The sequence below is a fragment of the Oxalobacteraceae bacterium OTU3CINTB1 genome (assembly GCA_024123955.1).
Classification (GTDB): domain Bacteria; phylum Pseudomonadota; class Gammaproteobacteria; order Burkholderiales; family Burkholderiaceae_D; genus Rugamonas.
Map to the genome: position 1 here is coordinate 1511894 of CP099652.1, position 13207 is coordinate 1525100.

10 protein-coding genes and 2 pseudogenes are annotated in these 13207 nt (G+C 71.4%); 3 read left to right on the forward strand and 9 right to left on the reverse strand.

Going from position 1 to position 13207, the window contains the following annotated elements; translation table 11 throughout:
- Nucleotides 1-47: 47 nt before the first annotated feature.
- From NHH73_06530 to NHH73_06560, 7 genes and pseudogenes are all read right to left on the reverse strand, one after another.
- Complete coding sequence (locus NHH73_06530) at nucleotides 48-3848, reverse strand: glycosyltransferase (GenBank protein USX27936.1); 3801 nt, start codon at nucleotides 3846-3848, stop codon at nucleotides 48-50.
- The gene (locus NHH73_06535) at nucleotides 3848-5233 is read right to left on the reverse strand and encodes a class I SAM-dependent methyltransferase (protein ID USX27937.1); all 1386 of its coding nucleotides are present in this window, start codon (nucleotides 5231-5233) and stop codon (nucleotides 3848-3850) included. The genes NHH73_06530 and NHH73_06535 overlap by 1 nt, the downstream gene beginning before the upstream one ends.
- Nucleotides 5230-6462, reverse strand: a complete 1233-nt coding sequence (locus tag NHH73_06540) for an ABC transporter ATP-binding protein (GenBank protein USX27938.1) — start codon at nucleotides 6460-6462, stop codon at nucleotides 5230-5232. The genes NHH73_06535 and NHH73_06540 overlap by 4 nt, the downstream gene beginning before the upstream one ends.
- Nucleotides 6462-7247 carry an ABC transporter permease gene (locus NHH73_06545; protein USX29573.1) on the reverse strand — a complete coding sequence of 262 codons (786 nt, stop codon included), beginning with the start codon at nucleotides 7245-7247 and terminating at the stop codon, nucleotides 6462-6464. The genes NHH73_06540 and NHH73_06545 overlap by 1 nt, the downstream gene beginning before the upstream one ends.
- A gap of 294 nt (nucleotides 7248-7541) precedes the next feature.
- Nucleotides 7542-8447, reverse strand: a complete 906-nt coding sequence (locus tag NHH73_06550) for a hypothetical protein (protein ID USX27939.1) — start codon at nucleotides 8445-8447, stop codon at nucleotides 7542-7544.
- Nucleotides 8448-8537: 90 nt separating this feature from the next.
- Complete coding sequence (locus tag NHH73_06555; GenBank protein USX29574.1) at nucleotides 8538-9164, reverse strand: Wzt carbohydrate-binding domain-containing protein; 627 nt, start codon at nucleotides 9162-9164, stop codon at nucleotides 8538-8540.
- A gap of 3 nt (nucleotides 9165-9167) precedes the next feature.
- Nucleotides 9168-9881: pseudogene (locus NHH73_06560) on the reverse strand (ABC transporter ATP-binding protein).
- A gap of 170 nt (nucleotides 9882-10051) precedes the next feature.
- Here NHH73_06560 and NHH73_06565 point away from each other — a divergent pair.
- From NHH73_06565 to NHH73_06575, 3 genes and pseudogenes are all read left to right on the forward strand, one after another.
- A complete protein-coding gene (locus NHH73_06565; GenBank protein USX27940.1) occupies nucleotides 10052-10318 on the forward strand; it encodes a hypothetical protein in 267 nt (88 codons plus the stop codon).
- A 32-nt stretch (nucleotides 10319-10350) separates the two neighbouring features.
- A pseudogene (gene cysC, locus NHH73_06570) lies at nucleotides 10351-10950 on the forward strand (adenylyl-sulfate kinase).
- Nucleotides 10947-12035 carry an acyltransferase gene (locus NHH73_06575; GenBank protein ID USX27941.1) on the forward strand — a complete coding sequence of 363 codons (1089 nt, stop codon included), beginning with the start codon at nucleotides 10947-10949 and terminating at the stop codon, nucleotides 12033-12035. The pseudogene cysC and the gene NHH73_06575 overlap by 4 nt, the downstream one beginning before the upstream one ends.
- Before the next feature lie 4 nt (nucleotides 12036-12039).
- Here the strand turns inward: NHH73_06575 and NHH73_06580 are convergent, their stop codons facing one another.
- On the reverse strand, nucleotides 12040-12861 hold the full coding sequence (locus tag NHH73_06580) for a Crp/Fnr family transcriptional regulator (protein USX27942.1): 822 nt from the start codon (nucleotides 12859-12861) through the stop codon (nucleotides 12040-12042).
- Nucleotides 12862-12869: 8 nt separating this feature from the next.
- The gene (locus NHH73_06585; GenBank protein ID USX27943.1) at nucleotides 12870-13205 is read right to left on the reverse strand and encodes a VanZ family protein; all 336 of its coding nucleotides are present in this window, start codon (nucleotides 13203-13205) and stop codon (nucleotides 12870-12872) included.
- Nucleotides 13206-13207: the final 2 nt, after the last annotated feature.

Sequence of the window (13207 nt, forward strand, 5' to 3'; positions counted from 1 at the left end):
GTATTATAAGTCAGGACGGCCGCCGGCTGGTGGGCGCGGCGCCGATCTCATGATGGCGCCAGCCGTTCATCGTACGGCCCGGGCGTCAGCCGCAGCAGCCGCAACAGGTGTTGCGCGTGTTGCTGCCAGGTGAGCCAGCGCATCGGCGCCGACGGCGGCGCCCGGCCGGCCGTGTCCAGCGCCAGCCACTCGCGCACGGCGCCGGCCAGCGCCGCGCCGTCGTCGCCGCTGAAGAAATGGGCGTGCTCGCCGGCGACCTCGCGGAACACCGGCAGCGACCGCGCCAGGATCGGCAGCCGGTGCAGCGCCGCCTCGATCAGCGGCAGGCCGAAGCCCTCGCCCTCGCTGGCCGCCAGCAGGCAGGCGCTGCGGCGGTAGACCGCGTCGAGCGCGGCGTCGTCGATGCCCTTGAGCCAGAACAGCCGCCGGCCCAGTTCGGGGTGGCGCTCAAGGCGCGCGACGATCTGCGGGATGGTGCGCCGCTCCGGCGCCGACAGCGGGCGCCAGCCCTCGTTGCCGACGATGACCAGATCGACGTCGACGCCCTCGCGCCACAGCAGCTCGAAGGCGTCGAGCGCCTGCAAGTGGCCCTTGCGCGGCTCGATGGTGCCGACCATCAGGAAGGCCGGGCGCGCGCCGAGCGCCGGCGGCAGCCCGGGCGCGTCGGCGCCGTCGCCGGCCGGCGGCGGCGCGCCGAGGTCGGCGCCCAGGTGCAAGGTTGCCAGCCGCAGCGGGGCGCTGCGCGGGCGCGCGGCGGCCAAGCGCCCGGGGCGCGCCAGCCAGGCCAGCATGTCGTCGGCGACGGCGTCGGAGATGCACACCAGGCGGTCGGCCTCGGCGGCGATGACGTCGAGCCAGGCGGCGTGGCCGATGTCGGCGTTGGGCGGGAAGAATTCGGGGCGCAGCACCGGCAGCAGGTCGTAGAGCGCGAAGTTGACCTCGACGCCGAGCGCGCGCCAGTGCGCGAACAGGCCGGCGGCGGCGGCGCCGTTGACCGCGCCGGGGGCGAAGTCGACGCCGTAATAGACGTCGCCCGGGCGCACGTCGGCGATGGCGTCGCGCGTCAGCTGCGGGTCCATGCCGAGCAGCGCGAAGCCGTAGCGGCGCGCGTAGCGGCAGTGCCAGCGGCCGTCCTCGTGGCTCAGGTAGACCGGTTCGACCCGCACCCCGGGCAATCGGGTGTGCAGCAGTTCGAGCAGCGCGGTGCGCGCCACCCGCTCGATGCCGGTGCGCAGGTCGTGGCGGGCGATGGAGGTGACGTCGACCAGCAGCTGGCGCGGCGCCAGCCGGTCCGGCGCCAGCGCGATGCCGGCCGCCAGCTGGCGCTGCAGCGCCGGCGATTCTTCCACGCCGGGCAGCGCCGCCAGCGCCGCCATCAGCGCGGCGCGGTCGCCGCCGCGCCCGCGCGCGGCGCGCGCCATCGCCTGCGCGTACAGCGCGGCGCAATGCTCGGGGCTATGCTCGCTGCGCAGCAGCGCGCGCGCCCGTGCGCCGACGCCGGCGCCGAACGCCGGGTCGGCCCGCAAGCGTTCGAGCGCGCCGGTCAGGTCGGCCACGGTGACCTGCTCGGGCAGCTTGAGCACGCAATCGTCGCGCAGGCCGGCCAGCGAGCCGTTGGCGTTGACGATGGTGGGCAGGCCGTAGTTCATGCAGTCGAGCACGGCTGCGGAAGTCTCGCCGTGCGACACCGCGCGCAATTGCACGGCGGCGTCGGCCGCCTGCAGGTAGCGGTGGTAATCGGCTTCGTCGGTCCAGCCGGCGATGCGCACCCGCCCGCCGGCCTCGGCCAGCAGCGCCGACAGCGCCACGCCGTAGTCGCCGCCATGGTTGGCGCCGACGAACACCAGCACGGCGTCGCGCTCGGCGTGCAGCGTGGAGGCGATCCAGGCCTGCGCCAGCTCCCGGCACAGCTTGGTCGGGCCGATGAAGCCGAAACTGCACACCAGCCAGGCGCCGGCGTCGACGCCAAGCGCGGCGCGGGCGGCCGCGCGCGCGGCAGGGCCGTCGGCCAGCGGGGCGGCGCGCGGCAGCGGCACCACTTCCCAGTTGTCGGCCGCCGCGTGGCCGTACCATTGCTGCGCCAGCTCGCGCGCGTGCGCCGAATGGACCACCACGGCGGTGGCCCCGCGCAGCACGTCGAGGTTGCACGGGTAGCGGTGCTTGGCGGCGTCGCCGTCGGTCAGGCCGTCGCGCATGGCGACATAGCCGTGGCCGTCGAACAGCGCCTCGGTCCAGGCGCCCGGCATGGCACCGGTCATCTGTTCATAGGCCAGCACGCTGCTCAGGAAGAAGTCGTGCAGCACCACCACGCCGGGATGCTGCCGCAGCAGCGCGAACATGTGGCTGTGGAACGGGCTGTTGCCGAACTGGTACATGATGTGCTCGAAGCCGGCACCGTGCTCGGCGAACCATTCGACCGAACGCTGCGGCAGCGCCGCCAGCGCCGGCGGCAGCTGCACGCGCGGCTGGCACAGCACCAGTTCAATCTCGAAATGGCTCGCCAGCGCCGGCAGCAGCTGGGCGGCATAGTCGGCGATGCCGGTGCGCTCGGGCGGCAGCGGCGTCACCAGCGCCAGCCGCGGCTTGCGCGCGGCGGCGTGGAGCGTGGCCTCGGCCCCGGCCTCCAGCGCGGCGGCGTGCGCCTCGAGCGCGCGCAGCGCGCGCCGGGCAGTGATGTCCCACGAAAAGCGCGCCGCCTGGCCGCGTCCGTGTGCGCGCAAGCGCTCGCGCAGCGCCGCATCGGTCAGCGCGTCGGCCATCTTGGCGGCGATCGCCCCGGGGTCGGCGGCGTCGAACAGTGCCTCGTCGCAGCCGATCACTTCCGGAATGCTGGTGTTGTCGGCGCCGATCACCAGCGCGCCGCAGGCCATCGCTTCGAGCGCCGGCAGGCCGAAGCCCTCGTGTTTGGACGGGAACACGAACAGCGCGGCGCTGCTGAACAGCTCGATCAGGGTGGCGTCGCTGACATAGCCGGTCAGCACCAGCTCGTCGTCGGCCAGGCCGCGTTCGCGCGCGTGCTGTTCGAGCGTCTTGCGGTCCTTGGGATCGAGCTTGCTGGCGATGAGCAACTGGTGGCCGGCGCGCACGGGCGCCGGCAGCAGGCTGAAGGCGGTGATCAGGCCGTCGATGTTCTTGCGCGCGTCGAAGCCGCCCGGCGCGTACATCACCATGGCCCGCGTCAGGCCGAAGCGCCGGCGCAGCGCCTCGAGCGCCGGCGCGTCCAGCGCGGCCGGGCGGAAGCTGTCGTCCACCGCCGTCGAGATCGCCACGACCCGTTGCGCCGGCAGCCCCAGCGCGTCGATCGCCTCCTGGCGCGAGTAGTCGGAGATGGCCAGCAGCAGGCCGGCGCGGCGCAGCGAGTCGATCTTCAGGTCGTAGTAGTGGCGTTGCGCCGGCTGGGCCAGATAGGCGTCGGGATTGAGCAGCGGGATCAGGTCGTACAGCACCACGGCAGTGCGCGCGGCCCCGGCCAGCGTGCCGGCCGACACCACGGCGTCGTCGACATAGCCTTCGAACAGGCTGGTGACGAGCACCATGTCGGGCGCCAGCTGGGCCAGCACGTGCTCGCGCAGCAGTTCGCTCGCGCGCGCGGCCGGCCCCTGCGCGATGTCGTGGCCGGCCAGCGGCGCGGCCGGCGCGAACACCCGGATGCGCTCGGGCGGCACCAGCGCGGCGAACGCCTGGCGCAGGTCGGGGATGGCGGCCTCGAGCGCGCCGTTGAGCAGCAGCCAGACCTCGTGCGGGCCGGCGTTGCGCGCCACGCCCAGCGCCAGCGCCAGCGAATAGCGGCCCACGCCGCGGAAGCGGCTTTCCGATTGCGCCCCTTGCAAATCGATGACGATGCGCATCAGTGTTTCCTTGTGCGCAAAGCGCGTTGTAATTGCTGGTAGGCGTGCAGCGCGCGCGGCGACAGGTGTTCGGCCGACGGCGGCGGCGCGTCGGCCGGCACCTCGGCCGGCGCGTGCTGCAGCATGCGGTACAGGCGCGCCTGCAGCAACGGCAGCCGCGCCACCACCGCGCGCGCGGCGCGCTTGAGGCGCGGCCGGCGCAGCACCACGCGCATCAGCGCCAGCACGGCGGCGCCGGCGCGCCGGCGCAGGCCGCCGCCGACGCGGCGCTGGCGCAGCGCGCGCACGCCGCGCTGGGCGCTCCCGCTGACCCAGCGCAGCGGCGCGGTCACGCGCCACGAGGTGCTCGAGAGCAGGTCGACGATGCGCTGTTCGAGCTGCACGCCGCGCGCCTCGAGGTGCGCCAGGCGCGCCGCCAGGTCGGCCTGGCGGGCCGGCAGCTCGTCGAGCGGACCCAGGCGCTGGTCCAGCGCCGCCAGGGCGCCGGCCAGGCGCGCTTCGAGCGCGGCGTTGAAGCCGTGCTGGCCGCGCAGGTCGTCCATCACCATCGTGTGGGCCGCGTGCAAGCCCTGCAGTTGCTCGGCCTGGCCCTGCAGCGCGCGGTGCAGGTCGCCGTTCTGGCGCTGCAGTTGCGCCTCGTAGCGCTGCGCCAGCGCCGCCAGGGTGACGCCGTAGTCGGCCGCGAACAGCGGGTCGAACGGCGCCGTCAGCGCGGCCTCGGCCGCCTGTTGGGCCACCACCGCGTAGTCGGGGCTGACGCCCTCGAGCACCGTCAGCAGGCCGACCGGGCCGTCGCCGCGCAACTGCGGCATTTCCTGCAGGCGCAGCACGCACTGGCGCCCGAAGCCGCCAAACTCGACGGCGAAGGCCAGCAGCGCCGGCGGCAGCGGGCGCTCGTGGCTGGGGTCGAGGTAAAAGCTGCTGGCGCCGACGGTGAGGTTTTCCGGGTTGGGCGTCTCGAAGATCAGCAGGCCGCCCGGCTGCAGCACGCGGCGCGCCTCGGCGATGATGTCCTGCACCAGCGCGAACGGCAGGTGCTCGACCAGGTGGAACGCCGACACCAGCGCCAGGCTGGCGTCGGGCAGCGCGCGCAGGCTGGCCAGCGCGTCGGCGCGCTCGACGTCGAGGTGGCGCTCGCGGCAGGCGCGCAGCATGCCCTCGTCGAGGTCGACGCCGCGCCCGGCGATGCCGCACGCGGCCAGCAGCTCGAGCCACTCGCCGCGGCCGCAGCCGAGGTCGAGCGCGCGGGCCGGCCCGGCGCCGGCCCGTTCGGCCTGCGCCGCCAGCGCCAGCAGGAACGGCCGGTAGACCGCCAGCCGGCGGCCGATCTCGTCGCGCGCGCCGCGGTAGCGGTCCTCGAAGGCGCGGTAGAAGTCGGCGCTCACGGCGCCACCCCGCGGACGATCTCGACTTGCGGTTCGAGCCAGTTGCAGCCGACGAATGGCTTGCGGTTCATATTCATCACGATAAACAAAAACGCCATGTCGCGCCATTCATAATTGTCGCCCAGATGCGTCTCGCTGCTGGTCAGGGCGGTGGTGACCGAGTAGCTGCCCGGTCCCAGGTTGAGCGGAAAGCGGAACCGGTAGTCCAGTTCGTCGCCGGCGGCCGCGTTCTCGACGGGCAGTTCCATGTGGTGGGTGTTGGTGCCGTACATCTGCTGGCCGAGCCGGTCCTTGATCATGTAGCCGAGCACCAGGCGCGCCAGCGGCCGGCGCACCAACACCTTGACGCGCAGGCACACTTCGGCGCCGACGTTGAGCACCTCCACCGGGTTGCCGTGCTCGTCCTCGAGGGCGATGGCGGTGACGGTGGCCTCGCCGTTGCCCGAGGTGGTCTGGTGGCGGCCGTCGGCGGTGACGGTCTGGGCGATGGTGCTGCCCTCGCGCTCGGCGATGAGCGCGTTGTAGTAGTCCATCACCTGCTCCGGCGTGCCCTGATGCGCCAGGCGCCCGCCGTCGAGCAGCAGCGCGCGGTCGCAGATCGACTGCATGGCCGAGCGGTCGTGGCTGACGATGAGCAGGGTGGTGCCGAGGCGGCGGAATTCGCGGATGCGCTCGAAACTCTTGTGCTGGAAATAGGCGTCGCCCACCGACAGCGCCTCGTCGACGATGAGCACGTCCGGGCGGCGCGCGGTGGCCACGCTGAAGGCCAGACGCATCTGCATGCCCGACGAGTACACCCGCACCGGCTGGTCGAGGTACTCGCCGATGTCGGCGAAGGCGGCGATGGCGGGCATGAGCGCGTCGAGCTCGGGCATCGTCAGGCCGATCAGCTGGCCGGCCATGTAGGCGTTCTGGCGGCCGGTGAAGTCCGGGTGGAAGCCCATGCCCAGTTCCAGCAGCGCCGCCACGCGGCCCTCGATCGCCACCGAGCCGGTGGTGGCCTGGGTGGTGCCGGTGATCAGCTTGAGCAAGGTGCTCTTGCCGGCGCCGTTGACGCCGAGGATGCCGACCGCCTCGCCGGGGGCGAGCTGGAAGCTGACGTCCTCGATCACCCACTTGAGGCGGTGGCGCGCGCCGCGCACCGGCAGCAGCCATTCGACAAGCCGGCCCCAGCGGTTGCCGTATTGCTTGTACGCCTTGCCCAGGTTGCTCACGCGGATGCTGCCCATTACAGCTCGTCCACCATCTCGCCGGCGCGCTTGCGGAACAGCGCCATGCCCAGCGCGCAACAGCCCAGGCCGAGCACGGTTACCGGCAGCAGGCTGCCCCAGTCGGGCGCCTGGCCGCGCACCAGGATGACCTGGTAGGCGGTGATGACGGCGGCCATCGGGTTCCAGGCCATCAGCTCGCGCACCGACGCCGGCAACGTCGTGATCGGATAGACGATCGGCGTGAACCAGAACCAGAACTGCAGCAGGATGGTGAAGAACTGGCCGACGTCGCGGAAGAACACGTTGAGCACGCCGAGGATCATGCCCAGGCCGATGGCGAACATGATCTGCAGCAGCAGCACCGGCACCAGCGCGGCGTAGATCCAGCCGGGGAAGGTGCCCGACACCACCAGGAAGGCGGTAAACAGGCCGAAGATGATGGCGAAGTTGATCAGCGCGTTGAGCACGACGATGATCGGCAGGCAGATGCGCGGGAACTGCAGTTTCTTGATCAGGTTGGCGTGTTCGAGGAACACCGACTGGCTGCGCCCGGTGATCTCGGCGAACAGGCCCCAGGTGAGCACGCCGGCGCACAGGTAGATGCTGTAGGCGAAGGTCGAGCCGCTGCCGGGCAGGCGGCTGCCCATGACCTGGGAAAAGATGACGGTGTAGACGACGATCATGGCCAGCGGGTTGAGCACCGTCCAGGCCGCGCCGAGCAGCGAGTTGCGGTATTTGCTCTGGAACTCGCGTTTGATGCTGCCCAGCACAAAACCACGGTAGCGCCACACGCCGCCCAGCATGGACAGCGAAATCATGCGGCAACGGCCGCGCCGGGGCGCCGCGCAACGGGGGACGGAAGGGCGCGGCGCGGCGTCGGCGCGGGGGCGAAGGATGTCGTCATAGGGGCTGCGGGGGAGGCCGGACGCGCCGTGCTTCCCCCGCCGGATTGGGCAATTAACAAGGGCGGCAGTATAGCACGCCGCTTTTGCCCTCTTGCCATCCTGCCAAGCGAAAAATGTTTCCAGTTGTAAGGGCGCGCGGGCCGGCGCCGCCGGGCGCCGTGGCGCCGGCTGGTGCCGGCTGGTGCTGGCCCGCTAGTCGGCGCCCGGCGGGCGCAGCGGGTAGCGCAGCGCCGGCGGCAACGGCGCGCCGCCGAGCGCCGCGCGGGCGCGCGCCAACCATCCCGGCGGGCGCAAGGCGAAGCCGTCGGGCAGTGCCATCAGGTCCAGCACCAGGCCTTCGCCGGCGAGCGCGATTTCGTGGCGCGGGCGCCACTGGCGGTCGGTCACCAGCACCTTGCCCATGGTGAAGTCGCGCGACTTGCGCTCGATCAGCGCCGACACGCCGACGCAGCGGCTGGCCGCGTCGAAGGCCACGCCGCGCGGAAAGCCGCCGGTGTCGAGCACGAAGCCGCGGTCGCCCAGCAGGCGGCTCTCGGCCGACGAGCAGGTGTACAACTGGCCGTCCTCGCGCCACATGTTGTGGCCGCAGTTGCCCAGCATCATGCTGCGCACCGGCGCGCGGTCGGCCAACGCGAACGCCAGCAGTTCGCTGGGACCGCGGTTATGGGCCAGGATCCAGACCAGGCCGTCCTCGAACATGAACGAATTGAAGTGGTTGACGTCGCCCACGCCGGGGCCGCCGAGCGGATACCATTGCTCCCAGCGCCGGCCGTCGTAGACGGCGATCAGGTTGTCGTGCGAGGCGGTGGCGTAGAGCTTGCCGTCGTGCCAGGCGATTTCATGCAGGTCGCGCAGCGGAAACGGCGCGCGCAGCGCGCCGCAACGGCGCAGCTGGCGGTCGAACACCAGGATCTCGCCGCGCTCGTCGGCCGACGGCACGTCCGACGACACCAGGCGCTTGCGCGCGGCCACGTACAGGTGCTCGCCGTGGCGCGCGATGCCGTAGTACAGGCCGTTGCCGCCGTCGAGGCGGGTGGCGTGGCCGCTCTCGGTGTCGAGCAGCAAAAAGGATTGGGACGTGGTGAGCAGTAATTGCATACGGTGCGGCGCGGCGAAAAGCGGGTAACCGGCGATTATAGCCCAAGCGGCGCGCCGTCCGGGCTGGTTGGCAAGCGCTTTTACATGTCTTTACACGGGCCCGGCCTGGCGTTGCAGCGCGCAGATCGGGTCGAGGTTGCACACCCCGCTCCAGACGATGGCGTCGAGGTTGCGCAGCACGGTGAAGGCGCCGGCGTCCTGCTGGCGCGCCAGGGTCTGGCGGAAGTCGCCGTCGCCGGCGCCGCCCTCGGCCACGCCGGCGGTGATGGTGTAGTCGCCCGGGGCCAGCGCGGCCTTGAACGAGAACTCGGCGCGCACGGCCTCGCCCGCGCGCACCGGGCCGATCTGCTGGCGCATGCAGTAGGTGTTGGTCATGAACACCGCCTCGCCGCGCGCGTTGCGGATCTGGAAGCCGATGTGCGGATCGGCGTAGTCGGCGCCGAAGCGGCTGTCGACGCGCACGGTGGCGACGCGGTCGCTGATGACGGTGGCCGCCTGCTGGTCGTCGACGTACAGGCCGACGGCCTCGATGCGCGCGCCGCCGTGCTCGAACGAGCCGATGGTCGCCGCCGGTGCCGGTGCCGGCGCCGGCAAGCCGGCCGGCGCCTCGACGGCAGCGGCGGCCGGCAGCGGGGCGGACACGGCGGCCGGTAGGGGCGCGGAAACGGACGCGGCGGACGCGGCGGGCGCGGGCAGGCCGTCGCGCTGGCGCAGCACGTGGGCGTTGTACAGGTCGATGACCTCGCGCGGCGTGCTGTCGAGCGCGATCCGGCCGGCGCTGATCAGGATGGCGCGGTTGCACAGCGAATAGACGGCGCCCATCGCGTGCGAGACGAACAGCAAGGTGGTGCCGGCCTGGCAGTAGGCGCGGATGCGGTCGAAGCACTTCTGCTGGAAGAACACGTCGCCCACGGCCAGCGCCTCGTCGATGATGAGGATGTCGGGCCGCACGGCGGTGGCCACGGCAAACGCCAGGCGCACCTGCATGCCCGACGAATAGACCCGCACCGGCTGGTCGATGTAGTCGCCGATGTCGGCGAAGGCCTCGATGGCCGGCATCAGCGCGCTCACCTCCTCGACGCTCAGGCCGATCAGCTGGCCGGCCATCAGGGCGTTCTGGCGGCCGGTGAAGTCGGGATGGAAGCCCATGCCCAGTTCGAGCAGCGCGGCCACGCGCCCGTGCGTGGCCACGCCGCCGGTGGTCGGCTGGGCGGTGCCGGTGATCAGTTTGAGCAAGGTGCTCTTGCCGGCGCCGTTGACGCCGATCAGGGCCACGGCCTCGCCGGCGGCGATGTGGAAGTCGATGTCCTGCAACACCCATTTGAGCCGGTGGCGCAGGCCGAGGAAGGGCGTGACCCACTCCAGCAACCGCGACCAGCGGGTCGGATACTGCTTGTAGGCCTTGCCCAATTGCGTGACGTGAATGCTGCCCATGTTTTATCCATCCAGAAGAAGCCGGCGCGTGGCCGGGCCGGATTATAGCACCGGGCGGCGCGGGCCGACGCCGCCCCCGGCAGCGCTCCCGGCCGGCCCGCGCTTGCCTAGCGCGGCGCGGCGCTGGTATCATCCCGGCCTGCCCCAAGCCCCGGCGTCAAAGGAAAACGATGGAAAAAGTACAGGTGTACCTGCGGTTTAACACCCGTAACGATAACGACAATCCGCTGCCGTGGCGGGTGTTGCTGGCCGAGGACAGCGAGGGCGGCGCGCTGCGCTACACCCAGGCCTACGCGGCCGAGGTGCGCTTCGACAGTCCGGTGCGCACCTCGAGCGACGAGGTCGAGCCGGGCGTGCTCAAGTGGCACATCACCGCGCTCGGCTACGTCAGCTGGCTGGGCGACGTGTGCCTGGTGTCCGACCGGCCGCCGGCCTGAGCGTCGCCATGGCCACCCACGCCCCCGCCAGCGCCAACGTCGTCTGGCAACGGCTCGGCATCGACCGCGGCAACCGCCCGCTGGGCCTGCGCCAGCGTCCCTGCGTGCTGTGGTTCACCGGCCTGAGCGGTTCGGGCAAGACCACCGTCGCCGGCCTGGTCGAGCAGCGCCTGGCCGCGCTCGGGCTGCACACCTACCTGCTCGACGGCGACAATGTGCGCCACGGCCTGTGCGGCGACCTCGGCTTTAGCGACGCCGACCGTGTGGAAAACATCCGCCGCGTCGGCGAGGTGGGGCGCCTGATGGCCGACGCCGGCCTGATCGTGCTGAGCGCCTTCATCTCGCCGTTCCGCTCGGACCGGGCGCTGGTGCGCCAGCTGATGCCGGCCGGCGAATTCATCGAGATCCACATGGACACCCCGCTGCACGAATGCGAGCGGCGCGACCCCAAGGGACTGTACCGCAAGGCGCGCGCCGGGCAGATCCGCAACTTCACCGGACTCGACTCGCCCTACGAGGCGCCGCTGGCGCCCGAGGTGCGGCTCGACACGCTGGCCGGCACGCCGGCCCAGTGCGCCGACCAGGTGGTGGCGTTCCTGGACGCGCGCGGCATGCTGGCGCGGCCGGCGTGAGCGCCGCCGGGCGGCCGGCGGCGGGCACGCCGGCGGCGGCGGCGTCGTTGCCGGGCATCGAACTGCTGCGCTTCGTGTGCGCGTTCGCGGTGCTGATGTGGCACTACCAGCATTTCTCCTATGTGGCCAACCAGGCCCACCAGTTCGATCCGGTGCAACAGCCGTTCTACCCGCTGCTGTCGTTCTTCTACCGCTATGGCTTGTACGGCGTGCAAGTGTTCTGGTGCATCTCCGGCTTCATCTTCTTTTGGAAATACGGCGCCGTGCTGGCCCGCCGCGAGCTTGGCGCCGGGCGCTTTTTCGTGCTGCGCTTTTCCCGGCTCTATCCGCTGCACCTGGCCACGCTGCTGCTGGTGGCGCTGTTGCAGGCGCTGTACGCCGGCGGCCATGGCCACTACTTCGTCTACCGCGACAACAGCGTCGGCAGTTTCCTGCTGCAGTTGCCGCTGGCGAGCCACTGGCTCTATCCGTTGACCGGCTTTTCGTTCAACGGGCCGATCTGGAGCGTCTCGCTCGAGGTGCTGGCCTATGCGGCGTTCTTCCTGTGGAGCCGCCACGCCGGCGTCGGCGCGCCGGCGACCCTGGCGGCGGCGCTGGCGGCCGGGCTGGCGTGGCGCTATGCCGACTGGCCGCTGCTCGAGTGCCTGCTGTATTTTTATCTGGGCGCGCTGGTGGCGCTGGCCTACGCGCTGGTGGCCGGCTGGTCCGCGCCGCGCCGCGCCGCCGCCGTGCTGGCGGCCGCCGCGCTGCTCGTGTTGGTGCTGGCGGCGCCGTGGCGCTACCCGATCGCCCCGGGCAGCACGCTGCTGCTGGCCACGCCGCTGGCGATCGGCGTGGCGCTGGCGCTGCGCCCGCGCGGGCCGGCCGGGCGCGCGCTCGCCAGCCTGGGCAACCTGACCTATTCGAGCTATCTGCTGCATTTCCCGCTGCAATTGGGCATCGCGCTCGGCTGCGGCGCGGCCGGCGTGGCCGTGCCGTGGCGCTCGCCTTGGCTGTGGCTGTTCTTCATCGGCGCCACCTTCGCGCTGGCGCACCTGTGTTACCGGACGGTCGAAATGCCGCTGCAGCGGCGCCTGCGGCGCTGACGAATCAGCCCTGGGCCAGCTTTTGCAGCGCCTCGGGCTTGATGATGATCAGGCGGTGCGTGCCTTTTTTGATGATGCCCTGCTGGACCAGGGTCAGCAGCGTGCGGGTGACCGTCTCGCGGCTGGTGTTGATCATGTTGGCGATGTCCTGGTGGGTGGGCAGGTTTTCCACCACCGGGTTGTCGTCGTCGGGCTTGGTTTCCTTGAGCAGGTCGAGGAAGGTGTAGATGCGCTTGGACGTGTTGTGAATGCTCAGCAGCGCGCGGAATTCCGAATCGCGCTGCACCTTCTCGGCCAGGAAGCGCAGCATCTGGTTGGCCACCGATGGCGAATGCGAGAACAAATGCAGCGCCGTGGCGCGCGGCAGCAGCGCCACCAACACCGAGCTCAGCGCCACGACCGAGGCTGAGCGCATCGAGCCGTTGATGACGGCGATCTCGCCGAAGAAATCGCCCGGCGCCAGCATCCGCAGGCCGATCGCGCGGCCGTCCTCGGTCACGTCGATCACCTGCAGCTGGCCCGACAGCAAAAACAGCAGGCTGTCGCCGGTGGCGCCCTTTTGCAGCACGACGTCGCGCTTGTTGTATTGCTTGATGCGGATGTCGGCGCGCACGCGCAGCATGTCCTGCTCGTTCAAATCGGCCAGCAACGGGATCTTGCGCAGGTGAATCTGCAAGTTCACTTGCTGGTTCGGGTCGTTCGGATCGCTCGGCTCGGTCACGGGCGACACCGTGGTGATCTTGTTCGCTTCGGCGGGCGGCGCCGTGCCGTCGGCCTGCGCGGGCAGGCCGGTGGGGTCGTCGGGAGCTGATGTACCAGAGGTCATGCGGTCTTTCAAAGCAGAATGGGGGACATCGCCGGCAGCGCGCACAGGGCGGCGACGCCGATGCCGGCCGCGTTGGCGGCCAGGTCGCGCCAGCAGAAACCGCGGCCGGGCACCAGGTTTTGCAACAGCTCGATCGCCGCGCCCGCCACCAGCAGGCCCAGCAGCCAGTAGCCCCACTGGCGCCAGCTCGCCACCATCGGCAGCGCCAGCAGGGTCAGCGCGGCGTAGGCGCCAAAATGCAGCAGTTTATCGTTTGGCAACGACGGCAGCCAGCCGGCCGGTAGCAGGCAGCCAAGCGAGATGGCGGCCAGCGCCGCCCCAAACACGATCAATTCCCAGGCCATTC